This is a genomic window from Clostridium boliviensis (assembly GCF_033342255.1).
Taxonomy (GTDB): Bacteria; Bacillota; Clostridia; order Lachnospirales; family Lachnospiraceae; genus Lacrimispora; species Lacrimispora boliviensis.
In genome coordinates this window covers 13,991-40,767 of record NZ_JAWONS010000286.1, presented here as the reverse complement: position 1 = coordinate 40,767, position 26,777 = coordinate 13,991, and the positions used below count along the sequence as shown (strand labels likewise).

The 26,777-nt window shown below is 42.8% G+C and carries 36 protein-coding genes and 1 pseudogene; 1 reads left to right on the top strand and 36 read right to left on the bottom strand.

The window, feature by feature from the left end:
• Positions 1–110: 110 nt before the first annotated feature.
• The 32 genes and pseudogenes from RZO55_RS20370 to RZO55_RS20215 all read right to left on the bottom strand — a co-directional run bounded on the left by RZO55_RS20370 (position 111) and on the right by RZO55_RS20215 (position 24,620).
• Positions 111–1,631 carry an Ig-like domain-containing protein gene (locus RZO55_RS20370; RefSeq protein WP_318066096.1) on the bottom strand — a complete coding sequence of 507 codons (1,521 nt, stop codon included), beginning with the start codon at positions 1,629–1,631 and terminating at the stop codon, positions 111–113.
• 236 nt (positions 1,632–1,867) lie between these two features.
• Complete coding sequence (locus RZO55_RS20365; RefSeq protein WP_318066095.1) at positions 1,868–2,713, bottom strand: peptidoglycan recognition protein family protein; 846 nt, start codon at positions 2,711–2,713, stop codon at positions 1,868–1,870.
• Positions 2,714–2,800: 87 nt separating this feature from the next.
• Positions 2,801–3,229 carry a phage holin family protein gene (locus RZO55_RS20360; protein ID WP_318066093.1) on the bottom strand — a complete coding sequence of 143 codons (429 nt, stop codon included), beginning with the start codon at positions 3,227–3,229 and terminating at the stop codon, positions 2,801–2,803.
• 11 nt (positions 3,230–3,240) lie between these two features.
• Positions 3,241–3,381, bottom strand: a complete 141-nt coding sequence (locus tag RZO55_RS20355; RefSeq protein WP_318066092.1) for an XkdX family protein — start codon at positions 3,379–3,381, stop codon at positions 3,241–3,243.
• Positions 3,374–3,778: a hypothetical protein gene (locus tag RZO55_RS20350; protein ID WP_318066091.1), complete on the bottom strand. Its 405-nt coding sequence runs from the start codon at positions 3,776–3,778 to the stop codon at positions 3,374–3,376. The genes RZO55_RS20355 and RZO55_RS20350 overlap by 8 nt, the downstream gene beginning before the upstream one ends.
• A gap of 72 nt (positions 3,779–3,850) precedes the next feature.
• The gene (locus tag RZO55_RS20345) at positions 3,851–4,633 is read right to left on the bottom strand and encodes a hypothetical protein (RefSeq protein ID WP_318066090.1); all 783 of its coding nucleotides are present in this window, start codon (positions 4,631–4,633) and stop codon (positions 3,851–3,853) included.
• Between the two features lie 3 nt (positions 4,634–4,636).
• Complete coding sequence (locus RZO55_RS20340; RefSeq protein WP_318066089.1) at positions 4,637–5,086, bottom strand: hypothetical protein; 450 nt, start codon at positions 5,084–5,086, stop codon at positions 4,637–4,639.
• Entirely contained in the window at positions 5,087–5,485 is a 399-nt protein-coding gene (locus tag RZO55_RS20335) for a hypothetical protein (RefSeq protein WP_318066088.1), read from the bottom strand.
• On the bottom strand, positions 5,463–7,676 hold the full coding sequence (locus RZO55_RS20330; RefSeq protein WP_336624341.1) for a hypothetical protein: 2,214 nt from the start codon (positions 7,674–7,676) through the stop codon (positions 5,463–5,465). Before RZO55_RS20330 ends, RZO55_RS20335 begins: the two co-directional genes overlap by 23 nt.
• 32 nt (positions 7,677–7,708) lie before the next feature.
• Positions 7,709–8,086: a hypothetical protein gene (locus RZO55_RS20325; RefSeq protein WP_318066086.1), complete on the bottom strand. Its 378-nt coding sequence runs from the start codon at positions 8,084–8,086 to the stop codon at positions 7,709–7,711.
• 15 nt (positions 8,087–8,101) lie between these two features.
• Positions 8,102–11,281 carry a phage tail protein gene (locus tag RZO55_RS20320; protein WP_318066085.1) on the bottom strand — a complete coding sequence of 1,060 codons (3,180 nt, stop codon included), beginning with the start codon at positions 11,279–11,281 and terminating at the stop codon, positions 8,102–8,104.
• Between the two features lie 207 nt (positions 11,282–11,488).
• Positions 11,489–11,806, bottom strand: a pseudogene (locus tag RZO55_RS20315) (Gp15 family bacteriophage protein); the annotation flags it as partial.
• 13 nt (positions 11,807–11,819) lie between these two features.
• The gene (locus RZO55_RS20310) at positions 11,820–12,119 is read right to left on the bottom strand and encodes a hypothetical protein (RefSeq protein WP_318066084.1); all 300 of its coding nucleotides are present in this window, start codon (positions 12,117–12,119) and stop codon (positions 11,820–11,822) included.
• Positions 12,120–12,221: 102 nt separating this feature from the next.
• A complete protein-coding gene (locus RZO55_RS20305) occupies positions 12,222–12,662 on the bottom strand; it encodes a phage tail tube protein (RefSeq protein ID WP_318066083.1) in 441 nt (146 codons plus the stop codon).
• A 5-nt stretch (positions 12,663–12,667) separates the two neighbouring features.
• Positions 12,668–13,075, bottom strand: a complete 408-nt coding sequence (locus tag RZO55_RS20300; protein WP_318066082.1) for a phage tail terminator protein — start codon at positions 13,073–13,075, stop codon at positions 12,668–12,670.
• The gene (locus RZO55_RS20295) at positions 13,075–13,455 is read right to left on the bottom strand and encodes a hypothetical protein (RefSeq protein WP_318066081.1); all 381 of its coding nucleotides are present in this window, start codon (positions 13,453–13,455) and stop codon (positions 13,075–13,077) included. Before RZO55_RS20295 ends, RZO55_RS20300 begins: the two co-directional genes overlap by 1 nt.
• The gene (locus tag RZO55_RS20290; RefSeq protein WP_318066080.1) at positions 13,455–13,793 is read right to left on the bottom strand and encodes a hypothetical protein; all 339 of its coding nucleotides are present in this window, start codon (positions 13,791–13,793) and stop codon (positions 13,455–13,457) included. The genes RZO55_RS20295 and RZO55_RS20290 overlap by 1 nt, the downstream gene beginning before the upstream one ends.
• 4 nt (positions 13,794–13,797) lie before the next feature.
• On the bottom strand, positions 13,798–14,184 hold the full coding sequence (locus tag RZO55_RS20285; protein WP_318066098.1) for a head-tail connector protein: 387 nt from the start codon (positions 14,182–14,184) through the stop codon (positions 13,798–13,800).
• 1 nt (position 14,185) lies between these two features.
• Complete coding sequence (locus RZO55_RS20280) at positions 14,186–14,458, bottom strand: hypothetical protein (RefSeq protein WP_318066079.1); 273 nt, start codon at positions 14,456–14,458, stop codon at positions 14,186–14,188.
• Positions 14,459–14,470: 12 nt separating this feature from the next.
• Positions 14,471–15,430, bottom strand: coding sequence for a major capsid protein (locus RZO55_RS20275; protein WP_318066078.1), 960 nt, complete (start codon positions 15,428–15,430; stop codon positions 14,471–14,473).
• A gap of 22 nt (positions 15,431–15,452) precedes the next feature.
• Positions 15,453–16,058, bottom strand: a complete 606-nt coding sequence (locus RZO55_RS20270) for a phage scaffolding protein (protein ID WP_318066077.1) — start codon at positions 16,056–16,058, stop codon at positions 15,453–15,455.
• Between the two features lie 177 nt (positions 16,059–16,235).
• Positions 16,236–16,442, bottom strand: coding sequence for a hypothetical protein (locus RZO55_RS20265; RefSeq protein ID WP_318066076.1), 207 nt, complete (start codon positions 16,440–16,442; stop codon positions 16,236–16,238).
• Positions 16,442–18,343, bottom strand: coding sequence for a phage minor capsid protein (locus tag RZO55_RS20260; protein ID WP_318066075.1), 1,902 nt, complete (start codon positions 18,341–18,343; stop codon positions 16,442–16,444). Before RZO55_RS20260 ends, RZO55_RS20265 begins: the two co-directional genes overlap by 1 nt.
• A 4-nt stretch (positions 18,344–18,347) precedes the next feature.
• Positions 18,348–18,539, bottom strand: a complete 192-nt coding sequence (locus RZO55_RS20255) for a hypothetical protein (protein WP_318066074.1) — start codon at positions 18,537–18,539, stop codon at positions 18,348–18,350.
• Complete coding sequence (locus RZO55_RS20250) at positions 18,508–20,052, bottom strand: phage portal protein (protein WP_318066073.1); 1,545 nt, start codon at positions 20,050–20,052, stop codon at positions 18,508–18,510. Before RZO55_RS20250 ends, RZO55_RS20255 begins: the two co-directional genes overlap by 32 nt.
• Positions 20,053–21,447 (bottom strand): terminase, encoded by a 1,395-nt coding sequence (locus tag RZO55_RS20245; RefSeq protein WP_318066072.1) that lies wholly within the window; start codon positions 21,445–21,447, stop codon positions 20,053–20,055.
• Positions 21,447–21,962 (bottom strand): terminase small subunit, encoded by a 516-nt coding sequence (locus tag RZO55_RS20240; RefSeq protein WP_318066071.1) that lies wholly within the window; start codon positions 21,960–21,962, stop codon positions 21,447–21,449. The genes RZO55_RS20245 and RZO55_RS20240 overlap by 1 nt, the downstream gene beginning before the upstream one ends.
• Positions 21,963–22,035: 73 nt before the next feature.
• Entirely contained in the window at positions 22,036–22,248 is a 213-nt protein-coding gene (locus RZO55_RS20235; protein ID WP_318066070.1) for an Imm17 family immunity protein, read from the bottom strand.
• 148 nt (positions 22,249–22,396) lie between these two features.
• The gene (locus RZO55_RS20230) at positions 22,397–22,792 is read right to left on the bottom strand and encodes a YjcQ family protein (protein ID WP_318066069.1); all 396 of its coding nucleotides are present in this window, start codon (positions 22,790–22,792) and stop codon (positions 22,397–22,399) included.
• 561 nt (positions 22,793–23,353) lie between these two features.
• The gene (locus RZO55_RS20225) at positions 23,354–23,806 is read right to left on the bottom strand and encodes a hypothetical protein (RefSeq protein ID WP_318066068.1); all 453 of its coding nucleotides are present in this window, start codon (positions 23,804–23,806) and stop codon (positions 23,354–23,356) included.
• A gap of 6 nt (positions 23,807–23,812) precedes the next feature.
• Positions 23,813–24,274, bottom strand: coding sequence for a hypothetical protein (locus RZO55_RS20220; RefSeq protein WP_318066067.1), 462 nt, complete (start codon positions 24,272–24,274; stop codon positions 23,813–23,815).
• Positions 24,264–24,620: a hypothetical protein gene (locus RZO55_RS20215; RefSeq protein ID WP_318066066.1), complete on the bottom strand. Its 357-nt coding sequence runs from the start codon at positions 24,618–24,620 to the stop codon at positions 24,264–24,266. Before RZO55_RS20215 ends, RZO55_RS20220 begins: the two co-directional genes overlap by 11 nt.
• Before the next feature lie 145 nt (positions 24,621–24,765).
• On the opposite strand from RZO55_RS20215, the gene RZO55_RS20210 reads away from it, so the two are divergent.
• The gene (locus RZO55_RS20210) at positions 24,766–25,098 is read left to right on the top strand and encodes a hypothetical protein (protein ID WP_318066065.1); all 333 of its coding nucleotides are present in this window, start codon (positions 24,766–24,768) and stop codon (positions 25,096–25,098) included.
• Here RZO55_RS20210 and RZO55_RS20205 read toward each other — a convergent pair.
• The 4 genes from RZO55_RS20205 to RZO55_RS20190 all read right to left on the bottom strand — a co-directional run bounded on the left by RZO55_RS20205 (position 25,093) and on the right by RZO55_RS20190 (position 26,682).
• Complete coding sequence (locus RZO55_RS20205; RefSeq protein WP_318066064.1) at positions 25,093–25,881, bottom strand: DNA adenine methylase; 789 nt, start codon at positions 25,879–25,881, stop codon at positions 25,093–25,095. The two genes, RZO55_RS20210 and RZO55_RS20205, sit on opposite strands and share 6 nt — an antisense overlap.
• A complete protein-coding gene (locus RZO55_RS20200) occupies positions 25,882–26,112 on the bottom strand; it encodes a hypothetical protein (RefSeq protein WP_318066063.1) in 231 nt (76 codons plus the stop codon). It lies immediately after the preceding gene.
• Positions 26,085–26,240: a hypothetical protein gene (locus tag RZO55_RS20195; protein WP_318066062.1), complete on the bottom strand. Its 156-nt coding sequence runs from the start codon at positions 26,238–26,240 to the stop codon at positions 26,085–26,087. Before RZO55_RS20195 ends, RZO55_RS20200 begins: the two co-directional genes overlap by 28 nt.
• Before the next feature lie 112 nt (positions 26,241–26,352).
• Positions 26,353–26,682, bottom strand: coding sequence for an LPS biosynthesis protein (locus RZO55_RS20190; protein WP_318066061.1), 330 nt, complete (start codon positions 26,680–26,682; stop codon positions 26,353–26,355).
• Positions 26,683–26,777: the final 95 nt, after the last annotated feature.

The following is a 26,777-nucleotide window of genomic DNA, read 5'->3' as shown; positions in this document are numbered from 1 at the left end:
GCGCCAGTTCGTCTGGACTTAGTAGGTATCTGTAATATTAGTGGGAGAGCGGAATACCCGCTCCCTGCATAAAAGAATAATATTGTTTTGCTAAATAGGACTAATTCAGATTATTCTCTTACTCTTACATATACTCTGCCAATGATGTTTCCTTCTGCATCCTTTGCAGAGATTAAAACCAATCCTTTGCTCAGTGCTGTGACTTTTCCTTTGCTGGTTACATTGGCTATTGATGAATCCATAGGAGCCCATGTGATATTTGCTGTGTTAGTAAAATCATCTGCTGTCAATCTGGCTGTTTCTCCAATTTTTAAATCAATTGCAAGTCTGTAATCGTCTGCGTTCTCTACAACTAATACATTTATGTAATCTGTATAGGATCCGTCTACGCTCTTAACTGTTATGACTGTATTACCTGGTGCCAAAGCTGACACTATACCCTTTTCATTTACTGTGGCAACCGTTGGATCTGAAGAAGACCAGGACATTTGTGCATTAACATTTAAGTCATCATCAACACTTAATCGGAGTGATTCGGCAACCTCTAAAACTACTTTTAATTTAGTTTCGGTTGTGGGAGGTGTCTGATCCGTGATAGGTTTTGCGGAAGCTTCATTGGAATCGCTTATTTCTGTACCGTTATTAATCGCGGTTATAATATAGTAATAAGTCGTTCCGTTTGTGACAGCCGTATCGGTATAAGAAGTATCCGTTATATCGGTAGCAATAGCTGTGTATGGTCCTCCTGCAGTTATCGCACGCTTAACGGTATAACTTGTAGCTTTATTTACTGCGTCCCAGGTTAAGTCTACTTTGGAATTACTGCCTAATGCTTTAAGGTTTGAGGTTGTGGCAGACGTTAAAGATATAGCTGTATTATATAATTGAATGTTATCTATATATCCATTATACATACCATTCTCATTCGTTTCTGGTCTTATAGCTGAAAATTTTCCTATTGTAACACCAAATCCAGGGTCAGGTTCATTATCATATTTTGCTGTTGTTTGAGCAATTGGACTGGACATATCATCCAGATAAAGCTTGACAGAATTTTCATTCTTGGTTCCATCCCAAACGAAGAAAACATCATGCCACTTTCCGTCGCATACGCTCTCTGGTGTTTGGATTTCGAAATTAATATTAGGACCACTCCTTAATGAACATATATAAAGAGTACCATTCTTAGCTGCTGGACAATATGAGTGTGATTCAGCGCCTATACCAACAAAAAAGCCATGGCCCAAATTAGTATTAGTAATTATTGCTTCTACTTTTCCTGAAAATGTAGAAGCTTCCTTTTTCATTTTAAATCTAAGTGATTTTTCACCTGGATGCATAATATATTTATTTCTAAAACTAATATAATCATTAATACCGTTAAAATATCTAGCCTTTCCAATACCATCATATCCAGTATAAAATTTTTCTGCATTATCTCCATAGGAAGTGCCATCTACTTTATTGCTACTGGTTCCTGTGTCTACAACTAAAGATCTTGCTTCACTATCAAAATTATACTCATAATCAGGTTTAACTTCATCTGCAAATACAGTAACCTGACCAAAAATCATTACACAAAGCATAAAGCAAATACTCGTTACTAATCTTAGCAATGCTCTCTTACTCATACAATGTACCTCCAAAATTTATCTTTTGTAATTATTGATGTTATAAATATTCTAAATCAATAAATAAAGCGCAGAAAAGAAAGCCATCTGAATGTAACAAATGACTTGTAAATTTTTAATATAATCGATTATAGTATTCTGGGATTTCAGCTTTTTCATTTATGATTTAGAATGCCCTCATCTTATCATCTTGTTTCAATCTGGACAATGGGTAACCTTACCAAACAAATTTAGCACTATTTCACTAATCCCGGATATTGCAAAGCCCCATCCAGATCTGGTGTGAGCGTCAACGGCTCGGTGATCATCTTACCTTCAGCGTCCACGGCATAGATCTTTCCGGAATTCTCAACCAGCTGTGACTGACACATAACCCCGTTCGGTCCCAAATAGTACCAGTCACCGTTATATTTATACCAGGTATTAGTAACCATCATTCCGGCACCGTCAAACCAGTACCAGAGGTCCTTTTCTTCGTCATAGTGCCAATCATTCCGCACACACTCCCCGGTATCCCCATTATAGAATCGCCAACCGCCGTTCTCTTCTTTCCAGCCCGACTTCTTAACCTCTGATGCTGTCAGTGCTGTCTTAAAATCCTCCCATGTATGCTGCGTATGGTTATAGACATAAGGGTTCGGACAAATCTTCCCAGTCACATCATAGTGTCGTATCACATGATCTGCGGGTACGTTGTACTTTGCCATAAGATCCTTGGTCAATTCAATGGCTGTCTGCACCGTAGCGTCCTCAAAATACCAGTCCCGGCTTGTATCTGCTTTGCTGCCTTTATTCCGGACACACATTTCAATACCTATGCTGTTCGCATTCCTGCACTCAGGATGTACATATTTCTTCGCCCCGCAGTGCCATGCTATGTTCTGATCTTCTACGGACTGCCACACGGATCCATCAAAGTCAACATAATAATGTGCACTGGCGCTCCGATCGGCACCGGCATACCATTTACAGTTTGCCTCAGCTCCTCCGGTTGCACCGACATAATGGATCACGATATACTTGATACGGTCCACGGTGCCGGTATTATGGTTATAGGGTGTAAGTAATTTATTTATCTGCATATTATTTTCCTCCAATCGAAAAGGACCCAGGATAATCCCAGGCCCATAAAGTTGTGACATTACAACCGTTGCGACGGTCGCAACAGATTAAGTGTTATCCGGCAGTTCTTCCGTGTACTGTGTGAGGAATTTCTTCACTGTCTCCCACAACCGCTTCACCGGTAGACCGCACAGTGTCATGTTTTTAAGAATGCTCACCAGCTCATACGCTATGTACAGCAGTCCGAAGAACTCCGCCACTCCAATGGCACTAACCGGCAGATAAGACCGGATCACTTCCGGAATGAAGCCGATCAGGTTTAAATGTACAATCCGATCAAGTATTAATAGGAACGCCAGGGACGCTACCATGGAGATCTTCCGGATCGCGCCATCAATGCCAAAACAGCTGTTAAACTCATGCTCTTTAATCGCTCTAATGCAGCCAAAGCAGGTATCCATTACTACTGCTAAAATAACCAGTTTAATAATCGGGCTTCCCCATGCCAAGGCAAGCAGTTCTGTAATTCTATCCATTTCCATTATCCTCACTCTTTCTCATATTCTTTTCCGGTGATCTCCTGGTACTCAGCCGCCGTGATCCAGCGATTGACCGCATCCTGCACCCAGTTCAGTGGCCAGGCTTCAGTATTATAAAGCCTTTTTACCTTTTCATAATTCTTACTCATTGTTTGCCTCCATTTCTATGCCGGACATCATGGACATGTATTCTATTTGAGCATTGAGGACCTTAATCTGCTTTTGAGAATCTTCATACTGTTTTTGAATAAGTGTAAGTGTTTTATAATCTACAAAGGGATAGCAGGCGTAGCCGATTTGGATCTTATCCCCGTCTTCATCCGTTTTATATAATAATTCCCCGGATTCTACATCTCTTTCGTGGTTTCCATCTTCTTTAAAGAGAAATTCATATTGCGGTTCATACTTGTATCCTTGAATACAAGCATCGCAAAGAGTACCAAACATTTTTTCGCGAGTCTGTTCTGTTTCAACACAATGTTCCCAACAAGTGGGAGCATCATCTAATGCCAATATCGTATAATTAATATCTGTATAAATTTTCATAAATAAAATCCTTTCTGTTATCATAGATAGAAACCACTGCCTTTGGGCAATGGATAGTAGGTAAACCTCCCTCTATGATAACCAAATACGATAAATATAATAGGTTCTGTAATTTACTATACCTATACTAAATATTCTTACTGCCGATAACGCTGATATGTTAAGAGATACTGTTGTCGTTGTATTTGCACTAAGAGTAGGTGATGTTGCTACTATACTACTAGAATATAAATCTGACTGTTGTATACTAAGATAAATACGATCTGACAAAGTACACATCAATTCAACATTTAAATAATTATATCCAGTTAAATTTATACTTGCTCCAATGGCTGGTGAACCACCACTACCATAAGCATATATCATTCCTGATTCAAAATGGAACTTATCTTGCTGTATATACAACCATGATGTATAACTATTCCCTCTCAAATATAAATCGCTTGCAGTAGGTACATAACCCTGGAACGAACCTACCACACCTCCAACATTTACCCCTTTTCTAATGTTAGCGGCTGTCAAATTAGATACTCCATTTACCACCACATTCCCGGTCATATACTTCCCGGAACTGGAAACCGTCTGCTGGGAGGCGGTAGGGTTGATGGTCTGCCCTGCCATTGAGGCAACATTTTGTATTACCTTCCCAAGTCCATTATGATATCCTTTAGGTATTGTATATGTACTGTTAATTCCCAATGACTGGTTTACAGCTCCGTTGTCTGGCATTGTTCCAGCTAACGGATTACCATCTTTATCAACAATTACTTTTCCAGTCAGTACGTCAGGTCTTTCAGCCGTCACCATCTCAAGGTCAGCACCTCCTCCGCCACCGGGCATCCATATCTTTCCCATGAATTACACTCCTTTCAATCCAATGCTTATATCCGTCTCTGGCTTTTTATAGACCTTAAAAGTAGCCGTCCCTTCACCCAAAGAAGCTGTTCCACTTGTCACAATCCCAAAGGCTTTACTGTAGGACTTCTGAACGGTCTCCGTGGCTCCGTCTGCCAATGCACTCACCACCATAGCCTCCATATCTTCTGTTGCTCCCGGAACCGGAATCGTCTGCGTGTAAGGAGCTGCGCTCCCGTTCCAGTCTGCAACAGTCAAGGTAACCTCTGCCACATGATTGATTTGATTAATTGCCCTATTAGTAGCGTTTATATCGTTGGCTCCAAACTTATCACCCTTCTGGGTATAAGCTGTTTCGTCCGGGAGACTATAAGTCCCATCTTCATTTGGGATCAGGCGGTACCGGCGCTGGCCATCAAACATGGCATCTTTATAATCTGTTTTTAATCCCATTTAAAAAGCACCTCCATTCAGTGTAAAAGATAATGTTTTTCTGCCGTAGTATCGGCTTTGTATATTGCTGTAGATCAACCTGCAGGCCTCCTCAATTCGGTTTAGTTCCTTCCAGTCAATAAAGGGCTGATTATCATAGAAGATCTGGCGGTTACCCACTTTAAAGGGGTAAGTTCCTGCGCCTATATGATCCACATTAGCCTCGAATCGGTTGATCTCATCCGCATAGAATCCATAGTCCTGATAGGTCTTGTCGGATCCCATTTCCTCAAACTCAAAATCCGGCCAGAGCAAAAGTGCCTGTGACCGGATCTCGTTTATGTTTCCTTTTATGCGGTTGTAGTCCACTATGTTAAAGTAGTCATTTTCCTTCCAGTTAGTCTTTGGCGGCTGCCACATTACTCATGTCCCTCCTTGCCTTTATGGTGCCGCTTAAGGCTCCATTAAACTTTAAAGTATGCTCATATACCCGCAGGAGAAGATCCGGTACATACTTATTCTCCAGGAATACAATGTCGTTCGCATCGATCCTAGGTTCTCCACGATATTGAAGATCATACTGCCGATCCGATTTTAGATAATCACCAATCCAGTCCGCAATATTAGCGGCATGGACCACATCTGATATCAGAGGGTTTTCCCATGTTTCCATACTGCCGGTTGGGTTTAACTGCCGGCTTACTTTAGTTTTAGCAGTTGTGTATTCTCTACCTGATACGGATACCTCAACAGTCCCCGTAACCCCTATAACTTCCACCGTGGCAAAATAATTGCTGCTATCTATAATAGTCGCCGTCTGCCCCCCTTCTGGTGTCGTAAGCGCGCAGGACAGGTCATACGCTGGATTGGTAAAGTAAAAGGTATACCGATTATCTGTGGCCGTTACCACAATTATTTCTTTCGCCAGTTCCTTATTCTCTCCTGCCTGATTGTAAAGCGTTCTAATTATCTGCAGATCTCTGACCTTGGTAAGCTGTGTCCCTTTTGGAGTTTTGGTCAATTCATGACCGTATTCAAAAACGTAATCGGTTCTGTCTCCAAAAGTGATATTATTTAAGACTATCCGGTTATTCGGGTATCCCTTAGTAAACTCCAAAATCAGCCTGTCAAACTCCTCAAATTCATGGCTAATGACCTTCGTTGCAGTCAGATCTGTTACAGTGTAGTCCTCCGCCAGTTCCCCATCCTGGTAGGCATGAAAGACCATTTCCAAAGGATTATTGCTACCAAACTCCAAATTCAATCCGAAGCATTTGAAGGAGGCTTCCAGGTTAATTTCTATAGTTGGATTGAATGCAAAGGATCCATCGCTTCCCGCCACAGCCTCTGAAACATATCCGGTATTTAGATAGATAACACCTTCTTCCTGCCTTGGCAGAAAATACCGTGTAGGGGTTACGCTTGTATAGTTTTGTGTTGTCATTGCATACGGCATCTTAGGCGATTTATCCAAAACGGATCCTGCATGACTGAAATAAGTCTCGTTATTTGAACTGGCTTCCATGGCCGGAATGAAGCTGGATTTCAGAAATATATTCCCTTCTCTGTCCTGATAGAGAATACACCGGCCAGCATTGGCAATCAGCTGCAGAGCTTCCTTGTGTGCGACAACCGGCATTGGATTTACCACTTTCACAGACTTTAAATAACTGTCAATCCAGTACGTCCGGCTATCAATTCTCGCATCGGAAAGCACATCAAGTGCCAGGTCATACAGGCTGATGCCGTCCGGACGATACAAACCTTTATGATAAGTCCCGTCCATGTAGTCGAACCGGTCACTTGCTGAAAAGCTCATTTCCTCATCATCTGCAGACCATTCCTTTAATTGTACCTTTGCTCCCGGAAGCCACTCCACTGATCCATCATCAAGCTCCTGTCCATATAGGACCGTTATGCCCTGGCCAATCTCCAGGAAGTTTACGGAGCTTTCTTCATTCTCAATATCAAATGCTCTGTCTTTATTATTCACGGACAGATTAAAGTCAATGGTCGGCAGCTCCTCCATGATTGGGCTGATATGTTCCTTTTTGGTAGCAGACAGAATCTGCTGATTATCAAAATAGATGCCAATCCCCATAGTGATCTTATGGATCCGGAACCGGCTCTGACCGTTTGCCATTCGGGATGGCGTAAAGCGCAGGAATGTTGCTCCTGTAAAAATCTCCTCTGTTACAAAATGCCCTACAGTATTCCCAGTAATTTCCACTGTGTTGTTATCAGATTCTACAATAAAATCCACCGGGAAGGCTTTCCCAAATTCCAAGGTCAGGCCCTTAATATCATGCTGGATTGGAAACCGGATTTCCACCGGCCCCATAAGTTCTTTTGACACAATCCCTTGATTTAACACCACATCCGCCCTAGTTCTTGGAAGAAAGTACATGCTGCCATCTACCGGTGTATAGTCTTGATCACAAGTGGCATAAAGCTCTTGAACCTCATAATTCTCTAAAGGCCGCTTAAAGCTGGAATAATATGCATAGTTCTCATGACTTGGTATGTACGCACTGGCCTGTGCCTCCTGGTTGATCAGACCGATGGTAACCCGGATATAGGTCTGGTTGCGCAGGCGATCTTTTGACTTCATGTGATCCTTGTATTGGGTACTCGCTGCCTGCATTACTCCATCACCCCACAGTCAATAATATTCACCTTACAATCCTGATATAGGGTGGGTAGTCCATCGCTGTCAAAAGCTATAGGCATTGCCGTCCGGTTTCCTGGATACACACGAATAGTCATCATTTGATTATGTACCATGTCCGGAATCCTGGCCGTGACTACAAACTTATCAAACTCCTGCAGCATGGACGACCAGGTGGCAGCATCTAAAAACTTCCACTGTAACCCCTCAAATTTATGCTGATCCCTTCCTACTCTCTGACCAATAAACTCGCCTTTTGCATTTTTGCCATCACTTACATTCGTAGCAATAATTAAATTTCCACCAATGTCAGGAGACGGAAACTCCCGGCCATTGATTGTGAGCACTGCCATACAGTACCGCCTCCTTTACGTTGTTCTCATTGAAAAACCGCTTCTCTTATCCAGATCAGCAAGTTTGCTTTTAATCTCTCGAATATCAATATTTACAGTCAGATCCATTGCTTCGATCAGCTCTATGATCTTGCGCAGTAATTCCACCATAAGGGACAGATAATGATCGGACATGGATTCTGTTGGCATACCCATAACCTGATTTGCCATGTTCTGAACCTGATCGGTTGTGCCAGCACTGCGTCCTGTGGTCCCGATCAGGGACAGCTGCGGGGTAGCATTGCTAACCATGGCGCTTATGCTGGAGGTTAACGGAGCAATAGCAGATCTCATGCCATACTGTACCGCTCTTGTAATGCCTTCTGTGATTTGCATATTATTGGCAACGGCAGCCTTACCTCCCCAGTTTCCAACCATTTCAGGATTGCCGTTTTCATTCGCCACAAACAGACTGCCGGAAGTGGGGAAGCCTCCGGTTGCATGGCCTTCTACTCCAGGACCGCTGTTCACATGACCTTTCGTACTACCTGGGCCAGAGGAGTCTTTTTCCTCATTATCTTCTGCGTCATCTTTCGCCTTGCTGAATACGTTCTTTGCTCCATCAATAACTTTGTCAAAAGCATCGCCAACCGCTCGCGCGATTCCACCCAGCCAGTCGGTAATATCGTTCCATACTCCCTTCATTCCGTCCCATAATTTATCCATCATGTTTTTGCCGATCTGTGTCATTTCATCAAGCTTAAACACATCTTTAATTTTTTGCCAGATCTGATCAAACCACTCTTTGATGGCATTCCATTTTTCCTCAATAGTCCGCTTTACACTGTCCCAGATCTCTGACAATTTATCTCTTATGGCTTCGGAAACTCTTGTGACAATGTCCTGCATTAAGGTCCAGGTATTTGAGAGAGACGTTTTAATTAAATTCCATCTGAGTTCCCATTCAGATTTTACTGTATCAAGAACAGTTTTAATGATAGATGCAATGGCATTAATTACTACCCATAACGCATCCTTCATCGAATCCCAGGTGCCTTTAAAGAATGTATTGATTCCTTCCCATGCTAGATTCCAGTCACCGGTGAAAACTCCAACAATGAAATCCATAAGACCGCCTAAAGCTGTAAGTATGTCGCCTATAACTTTACTCACACCTTCAAAGAACTGAAAGAATCCGTCTATCACATTCTGGACAAATTCTGCAATAATCGGAGCTGCTGTCTCCATGAACCAAATAATAAAGGGCTTAAACACGTTTTCCCAAAGCACAGTTATTGCATCTGCCACTTTGCCCGTAAACTCCATGAACTTATCAATCAGAGGGGATAAATATTCTTCTCGGAAAGCCTGGAACTGTACGGATAGATTTGTGAGTATCGGAAGAAAATATGTATTGTAAAGTTCTAGGAACTTTGTTGCTATTTCTGTAAACCCCTGCATAAATGAATCATGCATAGGCTTGATATGAGTGTCATAGGTTTCGTTGATTTTTGTAAATGCTTCATCAATAATAGATTTTATTTCAGAGAGAACAGGCTCTACTGCGGAGAAAGTATCTTCTAAAGTTGTTTTAATAAGATCCCTGTTTTGGATAAATGGGGCAGTTAAAGCATCTAAAACATCTCTTCCCATTTTTGTGGTCAGCTCTGTTACTCCCATAAAAGCACTTGAAAAAATGCCTATAACATCCGCTGTGATCTGCTTTACACTGTCACTTCGAAAAGCCGAGAAAATTGTCGCGAACGCTACATTGAAATTACCCACAATGTCGGCGATCTCTGCGCCAATATCAAACATGGATACCAGATAATCTTTAATCCTCTGACTGTTCTGCTCTAAGAACTTATTAATTCCACCAAGCAAATTATCTGCAAGTGTCGCCCCTATAGAAGCCATGCAGCCTGCAGATTTTCCCAGATTTACCGCTATCCGGTTTCCAAATTCCTCAGCAGAATCTAAAACCGCTGGATCTGTAAATATCCCTTTGAGGTTCTGTCCAATACCTTGTATGGACTTCTGAATGCCATCAATGACTGATGTGTCTCCAAAACCGATACTAAAACCAGTCTTTAATAGATCTTTCAGTTCTCGCGCTCTATCAATTAAAGCCTGGTATTTATTAATTGCATTTTCTGTACCAGCGTCATCCTGCAAATTCTCGCCCGATTCCTCCGTAGAATATCCACCAAATTCACCTGATCCGCCACTTTCGCCTCCGGTATCCGCACTTATAATATTTAATTCGTCAATTCCGGAAGTCATTCCCTTGATATCTTTGCCCGCTTTCTTGGCGGCTGCCCCAGTTCCGCTAACTGCTCCTGAAGCATTATCGGCTGCATCCGCAACGGCTTCCACGCCCGCAGCTGTGTCACTTTTCTTTCCAGATATTAACTCCTTAAACGATTTAAAAGCCTCGGCAAGACTGTTTATCTTCCAAATTATGGTATTTATTACCTTGATAACCGGAGTAAGCACATTAATAAGCCCTTGACCAATAGTTGCTTTTAAGGAATCAAATTGCAGTTTTAAAATTTTAACCTGATTGGCCCAGCTGTCACTGGTCCGTATAAAATCCCCGGAAGCCAGGGTAAGTCGATCCTGTACAAATTGATATCTCAAAGTCACCTTTTCCGCTTCGGACATTTTAGCTGTTACTTTTCCGTACCCGTTTGCCATGGCGTAGGCATCAAGGGCATTCTGAGTCATTACGATACCCAGGTCCTTAAGTGTTTCTGTCTCACCGGTGAATACGGATTTCAGCTTTGTATAAGCCTCGTCCTGTGACAGATTGTAAAAGGATGCCACATCTCCGGCCAGACCGGTCAGAGTGGTAGACATATCATAGGCAGCACTTTCTGAGAAGCCAAAAGCTTTCGCCATGGCTCCAAAGGTACCCGTGAATTTCTTGGCCATTGTCTCGGAAAGACCGAACGAAAGCGCTGCATTCTTGGCAAAGGCATCGATCTGTTTTGACATCTTAGGAAATGTCACATCAACAACGTTCTGTACCTCTGTAAGATCTGACCCCAGTTCGATTGCACTCTTACCAAAATCAATAATCTTCTTTATAGCAAAAGCGGCAGCCAGAGCCGCTCCTGCCTTTTTGGCCAGCCCCTGGATACCGGCCATCTGCCTATTGAAATTATTTTGATTAACGACAAGATCGAGCCCGATCTGCCCTACACTATCAGCCAACTATACCACCTACCTTTATCTGCATCAAACAGACATCGGCACAGTGGCACTACTTGTCTTTGTTAATTATCAGTTCAAAATCTTTTTTACAGTGCCTTGCTTTGCACCGTATAAAAACACCCTTGCAGGATGCGTTCTTTTTATCATATAAGATATTTTGCTCGTATCCACAATGGGGGCATTTTACTTTTGTCTTTTCAATTTTAATCACCTCCCGCATAGCTGTGCAAACATCTGCTCCAGAGCTATCATTTCCTGATCATAGGTTTCCGTCGGCATTGTTTCTGCTTTCCGGTTTCTCCAGGCATCATATATGCGTTTCTGGTCCTTGTTAAAGTTCTTGATAACATTCTTGTCTGTCTCTGATCGGATTGCTACCATACGCCCCAGTGGAGTTTCCGGATCGATTCCGGAAATCAGGGACTTAAACTCATCCCAACTTACGGACTCAAACTCTTTTGTGCGAATACGCAACCCGTACTGCGATAGAAAACTGGAAATGATTAAATCCCAGTCTTCAAATAAATCGTAGTACGGGTCACTGCTCTCCCTGGTTGTTTACTTCTCCTACAATTAAACCAACAGCTTCCTGGACGACCACAATCAAATCGGTAAAACCAAGCCCCAGCTTTTCAATTTCTTTTTTGGATTTCTCTGGAAACATCATGTCATAGGTTTTTAAAATCTCATTTACCCCCGGATCATTAGAACCCATAAGTCCCATAACCTTTAACATGGTGGGAGCATCTGCGTTTACTTCCAGTTTCTTTCCTTTAATCATCAAAGAGGGATTTCCCTCGAATGTAAGTTTCTCTGTGATATCAATCATTTTTGCCATATCTATATCTCCTTTCAAAAAAAGCCAGGTCTTAATCTCCTGGCTCTACATCTGGTTCATTATTTTCTTCTGGTTCTTCCATTTTCGCGGATTGCACAGGATCTACGCCCCCGCTGGGGTAAAATTTGGCTTACCCTTACATTTCACTTCAAACTCCAAAGCGTCTACCGCTGTACTGTCTCCACCTGCAGGGGTGGTCACATTGATAATCGCATCAAAAGACACCTTGGCCCCCGACGGCATTTCCCACTCAAAAGGTGCGACCGTATCATTTCCGGATTTCCAAGCAAGGCTTGCCACGTAATCATTTCCCGGATCTCCGTAAGTACGCTTTCCTTGAAAAGAGAATGACAGCTTCTTGCTGGTCATCATGGCATCTCCCCAACCTCCATGCTCCATGGAATTCCACTCCTCTACTCCGCCCTCGATACTTGGGGCAAAGTTCGTTAAGTTAGCAATCGTTGCCATAGTATCCTTAAGCCCGTTTAAGCCGACATTGAACTTGTTATCATAAACTGGATATACCTTTGCTGCTTCCGACATAAATCTCACCTGTTCCTTTCATAAATAAAATCCAGCCAAATCACATATTCATACACTCCTGTATCATCTGTCCCTATGTCCTGTGGTTCAGGAACCATCAAGCTCAGATAATTGATAGACGTATCTCCTATTGTGAGGCTGGTTATACTTCTTAGTTTCTCAAATAAGTTATAAGCCGCTCTCTCCGTCTCGTCCTTGCTTTTATTCCAGTGGATCAGGAGGGAAATCGGCTTTGTATCGTAGGTGGTGCATTCTAGTCCACCAATGGCAATATTGGGGCTGCCACTTACTGGTCGGCTATAAACACCAATGGATTTCTGCTTTTTATTATCCAGCTTTCCAATATAGACATTATCGTCTGCAGCAATGTTCAGACTGGATATATACTGGCGTACATCTTTTAAAGACAGCATCACACACCACCTACTTTCTTGTAAAATTTCTTATATGCATTGGGAGCGAAATCCGCCTTGCTTCCTCCTGGCTCCCAATCCTCATACCAGTGCGCCTTTGCGTTGGGATTCTCGTCAGTCTGAAAATTATATTCCGGATGAAAATATAATCGCCTTGCATAAGGGGTACTGGTCACAAGTTGTACCTTTCCTTTGGAAGAATCGGAATAATCAGCAAAGAAACTTTCCCCTTGAAGATTACCTGTATCAAACGGCATAACCTGGGCTTGAATGATCTCTGTGTGTAATGCTTCTACAGTCATTTCCAAAGCGGTTACGGCGGCCTGAGTCAGCTGTCGGATCCGTGGCATATTCATTTTCACTGTAGATTTAACCTGCATCAGATTACCTCCAAGGTGCAAAAGTTTACGGTACCGTCAGGATTCCGGTTCTTTGTTCCCTGCTCAATCCGCCTCTCGTGACCAAATACAGTAACGGTACCCCCGCTTAAGGTTGGGAAGTCTGGCGCGATGTCACCAGGGAACATGGCTGTGCCGGTTATTTGGACCAGCTTCTTTTCCGCTGTGAGGATTGTCTTCGACCGATCCTGAAAATTGCATTTCAAATCCAGATCAGCCTTGTATTTCGGTTCTCCCAGATTGTTAGTTTCCTCACTTTCTAGTTGAACATGAATATCTGTCCTGCACAGGCATTTTGGTACTAAACATGGGTATTTCATAACTTCACCTCGCTATCCTATAGCATAGGCCTGTCTGAGACAGCTGGGCATATACGTCTCGCTTCATGGCAATTCCTTTATCCGTGAATACATTCCACCCCTGGCCAAACTGCATTGATGTTCCATTGATACTATAACTGGATAAAACCGTATCAATTACTTCCGAATTTTCATGTTCAAATTCCGCCTGAAGACATACCACTTCCTGAATGACTTCCTTTTGAAACTCAGTCAAATTGGAAAATCCCCGACCCACAATTCGATTGTAAGTCAGGGAATCAATATGGCGGCTGGCTTGACGAAGCGCTCTTTCCAGCTCATCTTCTGGTACCGTGCTGCCTTGATAGGTTTCTTTGTAAAAATCCGGCGTTACATAGGGGACATAAGGCATATTACTCACCCGCTTTCTGGCCCGCAGATTTTCCTTTCTTTACTTCCTTATCAGGTTCTTTTTCTGCATTTTCTTCCGGGACTTCGGGAATCTCCTCTTGAGGTTCCCTTTGATCTTCCGCAGGATCTTCTGATTCTGGCAGACCCTCTACTTCATAGCCATGACTTTTGAACCAATGTAACAGGCGGGGATCCTCTGTCTCCCCCACACCGTTGCAAAAAGGTACGCTGGCAGACGTACCTGTATACTGTTTGTTGGGTGCAAATACTTTCATGGAAACTCCTCCTTATTTTACTTTGATATTACGGAATGCTCCGGCCGCCTTGGAAGCCTTTAAGGCGATTGCTGCATTCATCTCCACTTCACCAGTCTTTACTGCCCCCGCTGTGGTAAAGTCAGGAAGCCAGGTCTGAACTGGCGCTACTCCTGCGAAGGACACACCATGGAGTCCGTCAAGCGCCAGTCTTGCTGCAAAGAGGGAAGTGGTTCCTTTGGTTGCGTCAATGTCCACAACTTCATTATTGGTTCCCGGCTTTGCTCCCAGATCTACAAAAGGAATATTTCCATAGACTTCCACATTGGTTCCCCAGTCGCTCTTTGTCACCTGATACATGGAGGCACGCCTTGCGCACGCTCTCAGTTTAGAGATCAGTTTGGTATTACCGGCAATGAATGAGGGTTCCCCATCAAGTCCGCGAAGGAATTCATCAAGCATATCCAGGAAGTACTGGAAATTATCTGTCACCAGCTGGGATGTGGATAAGTCAATGACAGATGCTCCAGTATTGTACTCTGTGGAGCTACCAGCCAGGGCTTTTTCCAGACCATCAAAAGCATTGCTATCCACCGCACTGTCACCGTTAATAAATGTATCATTAAACAACGCCTGAGCTGCCTTGATCTTCTGGGACTGCTGAAGCTCTAACTCAGATACGATACCGCCCATATTGGCAATAACACGGTCGATCTGATAGGATCCACCAAATACCTTAATATCCACGGAATGGCGTTCCTTAGTGACTTCATGGGGCGTATATTCCTTATTGATCTCACGGAACTGCGCCGTAGGCTGTGTTTTCAGTCTGGTGTAGGAATAGGTTGGGGTTGCTCCGCCTCCTGTTGGGGAAACGGCATCATCGAAAGTTATATGATCCAGGATCCAGTTGGATTTTCTGAATTCATCAATCACCCCGATCTGCAGGTCGTCCTGCACATTTTTTCTTGCTTCTTCTAACGTAATAGCCATAGTCTTTTCATCTCCTTAATTTTTATTTGGAAGGCATCTGCGCCTGAAGCTTTGCTTCAATGGCCGATTTCATATCCACCTTGCCGTCATCAGTTTTAGTTCCTCCCTGTGTCTGCTGACCGGGTGCACCCAGAGGACGGAAACCAGTATTTTTTTGCTGCTGAGTTGTTGCCTCTTTAAACAAGAAAGGTTTTGATTCCTTGATGGACTTTAACTGCTCCTCCAAACCAGTAACCTTTCCATCGTCAGAAAGAATCAGTTTAGACTTGTCAAACAAGCCAGTTACCAGATCTGCGTCCTGAGCAGACTCAGCAATGGTCAGCTTAATGGCAGTGGAAAGCTTCAGCTCTTTCATATCTGCTTCATTTTTCTCCACGGCTGCTTTATTTTCAGCCTGCAGGGTTTCGATCTGCTTTTTCAGTTCCGCATTGTCCCCGCTGTTTTTCTTCAAATCTTCCAGCTGCTTATCCCTGTCCTTGATATCCTTTTCAAGCTGTCCCTTTGCCTGATTGGTTGTGTCATAATCAGTTTTAGGTACATAGGACTCAAGTTCCTTTTTTGAAGCCTCTGCCGCTTTGGCTGCCTGTTCCTCACTAATTCCCAGTGCGATAAATTCTTCTTTTTTCATGATCTCATCCTTTCTATGCAATAAAATAACGCCCAGGAAATCCCGCGCGCTTTATCAGTAATGATATTTAATTATATCGGATCCTCTCTTATCCGGTGCATACTGCCTCCGATCTGTTGCGACGGTCGCAACTTTTAAATATAAAAATACCACCAATCCGTTAATGGGTCAGTGGTATCAGCCATTCATTACAATATCCCCTTCTTCATAATGCTTAAGGATCTCCAACTCTCCCAGTTCTTTCAATCTGGTAGGAAATTCTTTCTGCTTTTCCAAATCTTCCGTAGACAAAACACAAGTGTTTGGAAAATACTCTTCAAATAGTTGATGTACTTTACCTTCATTTTCTGGATCATGAAGCCACTGTTTCGGAATGTAAACCATTATTTTATTCCCTCCTTCCACATAGCATTTACTATAACGTTTGAAAATATCACACGCTCATTCGTGCTTAAATTATCCAGCGATATTCCATGGTCAATCTTTAATAATGCGTTTTTCAGGTCATCTTCCATCATGTCCTCATACTGCCGCAGTTTGGGATTATTCTCAAAAAACTTATCAAGCAACTCCTTTTTATGCAGTTCAATGCTTTTATAGTATTGTTTATAATAGCTTCGTTCATCAAAATTCACAGAGAAAACATCATCATATAGTTGTTCCCAAACACCACTATTCCCAAGAAGACGATCTCTCCATGCTATCTTTCCAAAGTCCATCGCGTTATTGCAATTTTTAAACTTAGGCAGCCTTTTAAGCCTGGGAAGAGTCTTTGCAAGAATATCTCCATAAGCCGGTGCAAGCTTCTCCCCAATACCGTACAACCCTGCAGCATGATGGGCTGCCACCTCTGCGAAAGTCTCCTCCATAATGCGCCATTTTTCACTTGGGCGACCATTCTTTACTGCATCCCATTTTCGTCCATGTAAGGACAAGTGATAGGATTCATGAAAAGCTGTTTTTATTTGATAAGGCCGGGAGCGTTCATCATTAGATTGGAGCGCGTATTCTACATACTCACAAATACCTTTATCAGCCTGAAGATAATAGCTACACCCTCCTCTGGCATCCATTTTCCGAAGTTTCACCGGTATGTTATTACGTTCATTTCCTAACCGATCTATCAGCTGCTCTGCAAATACTTTTCTGTCCTGAGTTGAATTGATACTGTCCATGGTAGGGAGTTGATCGATAACAAGGTTTTTAAAAGCTCCTTCCTGTATTATATCAGTTTGCGATGCTTTTGACCATTCATCTGCTTTATTTTTGTATTTTTCTTTGTTTTCTTTATCAAGAGAATACTGTGTCAACTGCCCATACTTATCCGCCTGCCTTTTGGTGTATTGATGGTCCTGTTCCTGTTTATACTTTTGATCAATAGCTCTCAACTCTTTTTTTGTCCAAGTGTCTTCTGCCGTAGATATCCCAGGGAAATATGTGCTGTGACTATCCTTGCACCTTGGGTGATAGAGTCCTCTTGCAATGGCGGCACTCATAAGGGGATAAGGCCCATCAGAAGCCTTGCCTCCACTCCAGACATCATCGATGAGAACTTTTCCTACAAACGGGAGGCACTTGGGACAGGGGTTTCCACGCTTGTTCACAATCACGGTGCTGATTCCCCATTCCTGACGCTTCTCCCCTTCTCCCTGCAAATAGGCTCGCTTACTGGCTGTCCGGATTGCCATGTCTGCATAGTCTGACAGAGCATGGCGTGCGCCATTCTTATACTCCACGCAGTTAAGCCCACGGGAAAGCATATCCTTGGTAGCCATATCCACCGCTTTTTTATAAGTACCGGCTCCGGAGTTGGCATACACCTGGGCATTAAAAATAGCCTTACGATACTGGTCATTTGCCATTCGCAAGACTGCTGTTTCTGCTTTCTTCATATCGTCACTGGTTGCCTTGATCAAAGCTTCCAGTTTCCGGGTATTTAGTTTAAAAAACTCTGCCTGCATAGCTACCGAAGCGGGCTTATAGCTTTTGAATCCATTCTTGATAGCTCGGAGGATCTGCTCCTCCTGCTTCAATCCTCCCTGCTGTCTGGCCTGCCAGATAAGTTCCCCGATCTGAGCATTGACGCTTTTAAACTGTTTGCTGTACTTTTTTTGATTTTCCAGTTTATATTTTTCCAGAGCCTTAAGCTGCTCCGTCTGCCACATGGACCAGTCATATCCTTCTTTAAGTTCCTCAGCTTTGTGCCGGTTCATATTCCGGATCATAGAGGCGATAAGTTCCTGTTCAATCGCTTCAAAAGCGGCGGAAATATCATACTCATTCATGGGATCACCTGCCGTTTGCTAAGACTTTAAATCCCTGCTTTTTATATTCCTGTGTCTTTTTCTTTAGTTGGGTGATACTATGGCATTTATCTATGACCATTAGCGCATGACCGTCCTTTTCAACGGCATATATTCCAAATGGTACCTCTGGCTTTGCCACTTCATCAAGAAACCTCTGGTACTCCGCCTGACCCATTTTGTATGGTTTGTTCCCGATTTGAACTATCATCCACCTTCACCCCTTCCGTATTTAGTCCTGGCTCTTCTGTCTCAAAGATCCCCTGCTCAATCTTGATCCGCTTGACTTCCTCTGCCTTTTCATCTTCTGTCAGGGTATCGCCATACATTTCATCTATGGATTTCTCTATACTCATGACTCCACTGGTTCGGGCCTTTCCCACCGTCTCCACAACAGCATCAAAGCCTGGAGCTGCGTACTCTCCAAATTTGACGGAAACTTTATACTCACCAGGAGCCTTTTCCTGCATCTGGTCATAAGTCATTATGACTTTACTAACAAGCTCCGGAAGGACCTTACACAGCACCTTAACAAGGGTTCCTCTGGTGTGTGTGGTGATTTTCTCCTTTTCCCTCTGACTGTCTGCATTGTCGGTCTTCTTAAGATCAATACCAAGAGTGGCCGGAGAAATGATACCCTGCAGCACCAGATCCAGAAAGGAGGTATAGCTGTTTAGATACGCTTCGTATGATATCTGGGGCTGAACTACTTCAATTTTATCACTGTAGCTTTCTTTCTTTACTGCTCCAATGGCTATGTAATCGTTGTCAAACTCATTTGGTTCTATCAGCTGTCCAGTATTGGGATCTCTGGGAACCATATCCTCCGGGATATACCGGTTTACTCTACCCTTTCTAACAGCATCAAGCCACTGGCTAATCACTTCGTCCAAAGCGTCCAGATCATCCGTCTTACCCTCAAACAGCGCCTTGCCTCTTCCCTTCCACTTGCTTGATGTGAAGAAGATTAGGGGTACTCCCATGATGTAATCCCCATCATAGCCGGTGTCTTCATAAATTGCCGTCTCCGGAAGAGTCTTAAGCGGAACTTCTCCACCGGCATCATCAAATAGTTTATAAAGCACATACCCTTTCCCGTAAGTCTCCTCTAAGCGGTATTCCTTTTCCTTGTTATCTGGATATGAGTAGCTTGTCGAGAAGATAATTTCACTAAACCTGCCCCGCAGGTATTTATACTCCACCCGGTCCGCTTCGTAAAATTCTATGACCGGATATTTACTGACCTGATCCAGACTTATTTTAAATGCTCCATCACCGGTTGACAGCGCACCGGCCACCGCTTCACCTAAGAGTCCTTCAAAGTTGTTATCCTCTGCAATCTCATCCCATAGTTCCTTTAAAGGCTGGCTGTCTCCTTTTTCTCCGAAGCTGATATCATTTAGATCTGCGGTTATGATATCTTTAAACCGATCCACCACGATTCCCACAATGCCAGAATGAATCTTTCTTACCTTCCTGTATGGAACGGAAGCCCAGAACCTTGCCTTAAATACATCACAGTAGGCAGTCTGTTTAAAAAACTGCTCCAGCTCTGAGGGATCTCCACGGTACCAGATCTTATTCTTTAAGACATTACCCTGAAAGGATAGCGGTTCCTTTATAACCACCTGCCTCTCTTTTGCTCCTACAATCTTAAGCAATTTAAAATACATATCCTTAAACCAACCCACTTATGAAGCCCTCCTTCCTGTTCCGATTTTTACTTCGTATGGCAGCCATGCGTACTGCACGCTGTTTACCATGTGATCGTTTCTGTCTTCTGGTGTATTGTCCTTGTCTTCCAGCCAGCTATATACTTCAAGCTCCCGGATATAATTTGAGCAGGTATCCACAATATAGAAACATGGCTTTGCTCCTGCATCGGCGAACCAGTTTAACTGATTGATGATACGGTCAATGATCTGCTCTTTCTTCCATGCATCATTAAAATTGTAAACACAGCCATTCAAGCGCTTATATTTTAGAAACTCCGTTATGGTTGCCTGATCTGCAGAGTCGATAAAGGTATCTCTTGCAAATCCCCATTCGTTCCGGTTGCGATCAAGGAAATCAATATAGTTATGGACCGTATCCGTAGGGGCCAGAGGCGTTCCCAAGTCTGCATTGTTGTACACCTTCTCGTCAAGTACATAGCAGTTCCCCCGGTTCGTGATCCCGATAAAGCTCATGGAAATCGTATCCGGTGACTTCTGGGAATAGGACGTATCAAGCCCTGCAGAAAAGTGTACAAACCATTCTGTATGATGGCGGTCATTTTGGTTTCGTATAAACTGCTTTGCATGAGCTTTACTAACCACATGCTTTTTCCGATCAAAGTTCGGGAAGATCAGGCCCGTTGCCTTGCCTCGTAAGCCCTGGATCTTGTTCTTCCAGATCTTCGTGCCTTTTGGAGTATTCCGGATAATGTTTTCCAGCTTCTCCTTTGACAGACCCAAATTATGGGTAAAGGAAAAGAACCAATGCACCCAGCCGGGCTTTGGTTCCTCTCGTAGTTCTTCCAGTATTTCTTTGGGTGTCTCTTCCCTCCATTCAGGAAGCGGACGGGAGCAGTTAATATATTCTTTGTAGACCGAAAGGTTTGGATCGTCAGGGTTAAGCGTTCCCATCAGGTAATCACACCGCATGGCTGACTCTCTTACAAACTCAATATCGGCTGTGTTGATCTCATCAATATACAGGCAGCCATACTGGCCGCCCAGGGCTTTCTGCCACTTCTTTTTGTCTCCATAGCCCATGACATAGATCACCTTGTCACCAGACGATGTATGAAAGAGAATGTGGGGAATCTTATCGTCCTTGGTTCCGTTACCGTTGTATTCAGTCAGGATCCCGAAGTCATCTATAATCCCCAGATCCTTGTTGATGATGTTCTTCTCAGCAGTACCGGTATCCTTTGCTGCTATGATGTGCAGCTTCTTGGGACTCTCCGCAACCTTAAGCATGAATTTAAAAAGACCAACCGTTGTTTTACCCGCAGCTGTTGTCCCTTCGAGAAATTCCACCGGAGCATCGTGTTTAAGAAAGGCCTTGTACTTCTCTGACAGAAGCAGACGTTCATTGCTCATTATCCATCACCACCACGCATTTGATTGATCAGATCGTCAAGCTTTGTCTTCTCTGTTTCCAGGGTGCCGGATACCTCCAGTTTATCCTTAAACATTCCCAAGTGCCTGCCGATCAGCTCCAGGGCTTTCCCTTTATCGTTCAGCTTAATCTCAATACCGTTTGCACCTTCTTTAATTCCTGCAATGGCACCGATCTTTTCACTTGGAATATCTTCTGTTTGCTTAACTTTTACATAGGGACCTTCAATCGTTACATAATCTGTAACATTGGCGAATCCAATCTTCGCAAGCTCCTTTAAAACCATGTCTTGGGTGATCTCAGTACGTTTTTCCCGATCTTTCATGCGTTTCTGGATATAATCCTCAACCTTAACATTTCTTAACAATCTGGCTCCTGCAGCTGAGGCTGTTTCATCATTCTTGACCTTTGGATAAGCCACCTTGTAAGCCCTGGTAGCATTAAGATCAATCAGGTATTCATCTGCAAATATTTTCTGCTTGGCTGTTAATGCCATCAGTCTCACTTCCCTTCTAATCGTGTTTGTTTTGTGGAAATTGAAAAAAGACAGCCTAAGCCATCTTTTATCACTAAAAATTTCTCCATATTAGTATTGCTAACACTAGAAAAACTATTGTAAATACTCCAGTTGCAATTCGTGCTCCTTTATCTCCCCATTTTTCCTTAAGCCAACTATTTGCCCCTCTATGTTGATGTTCAGATAGCCAATCCCAATTAAATATAACTAAGAACATCATAACAATTGAATAAATAATTATACAAAACAAAGTAAAATCATACATGCCTTATCCCCTTTTGTTTTCTTATGTTTTCTTATATTTTATACCATAATTAGGTAAAAAGGAATATTGAAATTCAATCGTTTCATTTTGGGTATTAAAAAAGAGACGGGGTTGGCCGCCTCTGTAGAGTTAATTATTCTTGTGTTATTTACTTATTTGCTTGACTTTGTATAATTTCTGAAACAACCTTTGCGGCAAAATCTTTTGCCTCATTCCAGCCCCACGCTGCCGTTTTTTGGCTTATATCCTTCATTTTTTCGAGACCAGACTTTTCCGGCTGGATATTTAGTTTATTTTCCACATAATTTAAACCATATGGAGTCATCATGGTATGGACCATATGAGCCATAAGCGTCTCTCCACCTCCTCGAATAAATTTTATCCCCCTTATCAAAGACTCATTTTCCAGTTTTTCCAACGAAGTTAAAAATACTTTTTTTTCCATTCCTACTGACGCAGCAGTTATTTGTTCCATATCTGGAATATCTTTTTGATACTCCATATATATTGCAACCAATACTTTTTGCTTAGAATCAAAATCCATTTCTAAGACCCCCTTTTTTCTTTCATTTTACAACAGATTTAAGTAAAAGAAAACACCCATCGACATAAAATCAACAGGCGTTCTTAAAAAGGAGAATAAGTATAAATGGAAATCAATCGGAACACCCGGAGTCGGACCGGGATCTCCCTCTGGGGGGAAAGGGGGCTGCCATCATGTGTTCCGCGCCCCAGTATTGATGCGTTCAATACATCGAATTCTAAACGTGCTTTCTATCCGATTTGAAAAGCCATGAAGAAAGGCATAAGAACGTCGGCTTTAATCAGCTGCCAAACTGTTATACCCGGCAACCATAGGGGGATTGCAGTCCATGTCGCGCCGTCAACACCAACTGCATGAGGGTTTCGGTTTCCAAACCATTTTGTTAAGGCAGTAACATTAAATTAAGTCACTTGTGACTACCCCTGAAGTAGACTGCCACTCTCCGGCGCTTCATACATTCATCATCTCAGAGAAATACAGGACGGAAATACTTATGCATATCCATCTGGCTCCTGCATGGTATCATACTACCATTATTTTAACGAACATGACCGAACATTTCTAAATTTCTCCAAAAAATCTATTATTTCTCATTCTGCACCCGTCCTCCGTAAACCTTACCCGCCGCTTCGGAAACATTCGATTCATGGACTGCGCCACTTTCCACCAAGGAAGCCCATCTATGTAATACAACCGGAACATGGTCCTTACCTCACTCTTGGGGATAGATTCAATGTATTCCTCTGCCTGAGTCATAAGCTCCAGTAGCTCAGTCTCTTTGATGTCCAGTACTTTCTGGAGTCTTTCAATAGCTGCCTTTTTCCGGTAATGTTCTGGTGTTGGATATCCTGTGATCTTAATACTTCCGTAAGTTCCATCAGATCTGGTCCCTTTCACAGAATCCGAAACGATACCCAGATTTCTAATCTGCTTTTCCAATTGCTCCTTGCGCCGGCGAATATCCTTGATTTCTTCCCTCATCTCACAATACTGGACCAGTATTTCTTTGTCCAAACCTTGTCACCTCCCTGTTGTCTTTTTCTTCTTTCTACGTTTCTTTTGCTTATACAGTTCTGCATAGCTCATGGTTGCAGTCCTCTTCGGTTCCGTAAGGCTCTCCACCTGAACGAGGTGAGGAAACTTTCTAACCACAATCATCTTCTCTGATTCAACCCGCACACCCCGAACGAAGTCTTTCCGGTAACTCTTGTAAGCGAACTTGTCCCCTACTTTCACAGACTGCTTAAACTCTGCCAGCTCACGCGTTGTGATACCTGTATCCTCCTGATCCGGCTCTGACTTCTCAGATGCAATCGTTCCCATCATTTTGAATTCATACCGTTTCCCGTAGATTCTTCCCTCACGGGCGTAATCTCTTATTGCCTGTCGGGGTATAGAAAGCAGATTCTCCCACTCCTTAGTGGTATGTTCTCCTAATGGTTTCCCTTTATCGTATACAGCATATAAAGTTTTAAGTGCCATCTGCTCTGCCTCCTCTCCTCCTCTGATAATAAACACCCGTACTGAATAAATGTCCCTGACCCTTACAATCACAGGTCGCACGCTTGCAATCAGACGGCCAGTGCTTCCTGCAGATCAGGCATATCTTTTCCGTAACCGCAGGCTGTATCCCTTCTGGGTGTTCCCGTTTCTGTCTCGGTGGCTTCCTTAACTTCGGATCCGGACACAGGCTTGTATATGTATAAGCTGGCATCTGCGCACTGAAACTCATAACCGACGGTGCCTTTATAGCTGCATCCGCCTCGGCCTGTATGCGGCTGTTTACACTGGCTCTGTCTGCTCTGCAGTCTTTTGATGATTTTCTCAATGTATCCCTCCTCTGGAAAATTTCAGCTCATTCTGTTAAAATTGTATTTCTGTTTTTCTCAATAATTATGTAACACCAATATAAACAACTAATATAATGCTAGTAAAATATATACTTAAAATTGATTTTATAAGGAGTTAAAATTATGAATATAAAATCTGTTATTGCTTATCGTATTGATGACATTATTAACGTTTTAGTTCTAGCTGACCTACCACGTCCGTGTGATTATGCCAGAATTTATGGCACATATCCTGGAAATATATATCATGTTGCGGATCCCGGCAAAGCAGAAGTATTTATTGAATTTTATGAGAGTCCAGAACCATGTTCTACGATTATTCAACCATGGTTATCAAGTGTACAAATAAAAGACACTGCTTATAACGAAGTGGATGTCTTCGTTGATGGTGGAGGCGTAGTATCTGTTCCAATATTTAATTATTCTATGCCTCAACCCACAACTTACCATCTATGATAAGTTTACCGGTTCAAAATTCATCCACAACGTCTCCACCCTCGGAAGACTGTTCTGCGCTCTGGCCGGAATCTGTATTTTCCTCCAGCCTTTCAAATAACAGTCATACAGTTCACAGTCATATCCGGAAATCATGACCTTAGCTTTGCTGAAGATCACCGTCATCAGTAGCTTCTCATGATCCGGATCAGACATTTCATACCTATACTGCTCCCGGCTTCTCGTGGACAGTACATAAGGCGGATCCAGGTAGATCAGGACGTTATTGTGATCAAACGCTCTGATCAGCTCCAGCGCCGGCTTATTCTCAATCTGTACGCCTTTCAACCTGATCGCCATTTCTGCCAGTGATTCCGGAAGACGATTCCAGTTCCGGACTGCATAGGCAGCTTCCCTGCCGTGAACATCTTTCTTCCAGCCACATTTCTCAGTTAGGCGAAAGCCGTGGCTCTGCATTGATCTGACTGCAAAGTACCCTGCCTTTTCCACCGGTGACTGTGGCTCCTTTACAAAGGATTCATCATATACCTGCCTGGAATACGGCGTATATGTAAGCCAGTCCTGCAGCTCCTGACAGCTTTCCGGATTCTGAATCACCCGGAAGAAATTGACCACATCACCATCAAGGTCATTCACCGTTTCAATCTTGGAAGGAGGTTTCTCAAAGAACATACCCCCTCCTCCAAAATACGGATCAAGATAGCTGTGATGCTCTGGCATATTTTCAATTATCCAGGAGGCAATCCGTTTCTTGCTGCCGGGATAATGTAATAATGATTTCATTCAAGCCTCCTGCTCTGGCTCAATTCCCACAATCTGGTCCGCCAGCTCCCTTGCCAGCTGATCCCATGAGGTAATATATCCAGCTTTTTGTAGATATCTATAAATAGATTCGACCAACGCATAGTACCAGTCACCTTTCTTCAGGAGTTCAGATCTTACTATCTCCACCGCTACCTGAAGCTGACATGCTGCGTTATATGTATTCAGTATATTGCAGATATGATCTCCCATCTGACAACCTCCGCAGATCTTGTTAATTCCTCCTGATCACTGATTTCTCCGGGAAACCGGCACAGGTGATCACATACATGCTCCATCATCGGAGTGACGATCTCTAACATTTCATTCTCTTCTACCAACTTAAGCTCCTTTCTCTTTCTGGCAATAAAAAAACTACCAGCTTAATACTGATAGTTAGTAGTTTTTCTTAGAATAATTCAATTTAATTGGTACACAATACTTTCAATTTTCTTATTTTTCTCGTCTTAATTTTTCCTTTGGCGGCTCTATTTCATTTGCAAGTGTATGCTCAGTAAGTTCTGAAAGAATTATAAGCTTTTTATTTACAATCGGTCGCATGCAATTGGGCAAGTGCTCTTGGTGTGCTCTGTGAATAGCTACACATTCTTTACAATTCCCATGATATCTGCAAACCTTTTTGCATGAGCAATGATCCTTTTCTTTATACTCTTCCCGAAATTGTGCCGCAAATTCTTCCTGAAGCTTTAAGCCTTCTTCCCTGTTTCCTTGATGAAAAGCTTTCATAGCTTCTTTCTCTTTATCATTTTCATCTATAATCATAATAATTCCACCTTTATAAATCTCTTTTAATTATAATTTTAACTCAAATACTACTAACTATCAATATTAAGTTTTCAACGTACAATATTCCTTTC

Coding starts and splice junctions, on each gene's coding strand:
- RZO55_RS20370 (WP_318066096.1), bottom strand. CDS start 1,631: ATGAGTAAGAGAGCATTGCTAAGATTAGTAACGAGTATTTGCTTTATG.
- RZO55_RS20365 (WP_318066095.1), bottom strand. CDS start 2,713: ATGCAGATAAATAAATTACTTACACCCTATAACCATAATACCGGCACC.
- RZO55_RS20360 (WP_318066093.1), bottom strand. CDS start 3,229: ATGGATAGAATTACAGAACTGCTTGCCTTGGCATGGGGAAGCCCGATT.
- RZO55_RS20355 (WP_318066092.1), bottom strand. CDS start 3,381: ATGAGTAAGAATTATGAAAAGGTAAAAAGGCTTTATAATACTGAAGCC.
- RZO55_RS20350 (WP_318066091.1), bottom strand. CDS start 3,778: ATGAAAATTTATACAGATATTAATTATACGATATTGGCATTAGATGAT.
- RZO55_RS20345 (WP_318066090.1), bottom strand. CDS start 4,633: ATGGGAAAGATATGGATGCCCGGTGGCGGAGGAGGTGCTGACCTTGAG.
- RZO55_RS20340 (WP_318066089.1), bottom strand. CDS start 5,086: ATGGGATTAAAAACAGATTATAAAGATGCCATGTTTGATGGCCAGCGC.
- RZO55_RS20335 (WP_318066088.1), bottom strand. CDS start 5,485: ATGTGGCAGCCGCCAAAGACTAACTGGAAGGAAAATGACTACTTTAAC.
- RZO55_RS20330 (WP_336624341.1), bottom strand. CDS start 7,676: ATGAAGTCAAAAGATCGCCTGCGCAACCAGACCTATATCCGGGTTACC.
- RZO55_RS20325 (WP_318066086.1), bottom strand. CDS start 8,086: ATGGCAGTGCTCACAATCAATGGCCGGGAGTTTCCGTCTCCTGACATT.
- RZO55_RS20310 (WP_318066084.1), bottom strand. CDS start 12,119: ATGGCAAAAATGATTGATATCACAGAGAAACTTACATTCGAGGGAAAT.
- RZO55_RS20305 (WP_318066083.1), bottom strand. CDS start 12,662: ATGTCGGAAGCAGCAAAGGTATATCCAGTTTATGATAACAAGTTCAAT.
- RZO55_RS20300 (WP_318066082.1), bottom strand. CDS start 13,075: ATGCTGTCTTTAAAAGATGTACGCCAGTATATATCCAGTCTGAACATT.
- RZO55_RS20295 (WP_318066081.1), bottom strand. CDS start 13,455: ATGCAGGTTAAATCTACAGTGAAAATGAATATGCCACGGATCCGACAG.
- RZO55_RS20290 (WP_318066080.1), bottom strand. CDS start 13,793: ATGAAATACCCATGTTTAGTACCAAAATGCCTGTGCAGGACAGATATT.
- RZO55_RS20285 (WP_318066098.1), bottom strand. CDS start 14,184: ATGCCTTATGTCCCCTATGTAACGCCGGATTTTTACAAAGAAACCTAT.
- RZO55_RS20280 (WP_318066079.1), bottom strand. CDS start 14,458: ATGAAAGTATTTGCACCCAACAAACAGTATACAGGTACGTCTGCCAGC.
- RZO55_RS20275 (WP_318066078.1), bottom strand. CDS start 15,430: ATGGCTATTACGTTAGAAGAAGCAAGAAAAAATGTGCAGGACGACCTG.
- RZO55_RS20270 (WP_318066077.1), bottom strand. CDS start 16,058: ATGAAAAAAGAAGAATTTATCGCACTGGGAATTAGTGAGGAACAGGCA.
- RZO55_RS20265 (WP_318066076.1), bottom strand. CDS start 16,442: ATGGTTTACATTCCGAAACAGTGGCTTCATGATCCAGAAAATGAAGGT.
- RZO55_RS20260 (WP_318066075.1), bottom strand. CDS start 18,343: ATGAATGAGTATGATATTTCCGCCGCTTTTGAAGCGATTGAACAGGAA.
- RZO55_RS20255 (WP_318066074.1), bottom strand. CDS start 18,539: ATGGGTCAGGCGGAGTACCAGAGGTTTCTTGATGAAGTGGCAAAGCCA.
- RZO55_RS20245 (WP_318066072.1), bottom strand. CDS start 21,447: ATGAGCAATGAACGTCTGCTTCTGTCAGAGAAGTACAAGGCCTTTCTT.
- RZO55_RS20240 (WP_318066071.1), bottom strand. CDS start 21,962: ATGGCATTAACAGCCAAGCAGAAAATATTTGCAGATGAATACCTGATT.
- RZO55_RS20235 (WP_318066070.1), bottom strand. CDS start 22,248: ATGTATGATTTTACTTTGTTTTGTATAATTATTTATTCAATTGTTATG.
- RZO55_RS20230 (WP_318066069.1), bottom strand. CDS start 22,792: ATGGATTTTGATTCTAAGCAAAAAGTATTGGTTGCAATATATATGGAG.
- RZO55_RS20220 (WP_318066067.1), bottom strand. CDS start 24,274: ATGGCACTTAAAACTTTATATGCTGTATACGATAAAGGGAAACCATTA.
- RZO55_RS20210 (WP_318066065.1), top strand. CDS start 24,766: ATGAATATAAAATCTGTTATTGCTTATCGTATTGATGACATTATTAAC.
- RZO55_RS20205 (WP_318066064.1), bottom strand. CDS start 25,881: ATGAAATCATTATTACATTATCCCGGCAGCAAGAAACGGATTGCCTCC.
- RZO55_RS20200 (WP_318066063.1), bottom strand. CDS start 26,112: ATGGGAGATCATATCTGCAATATACTGAATACATATAACGCAGCATGT.
- RZO55_RS20190 (WP_318066061.1), bottom strand. CDS start 26,682: ATGATTATAGATGAAAATGATAAAGAGAAAGAAGCTATGAAAGCTTTT.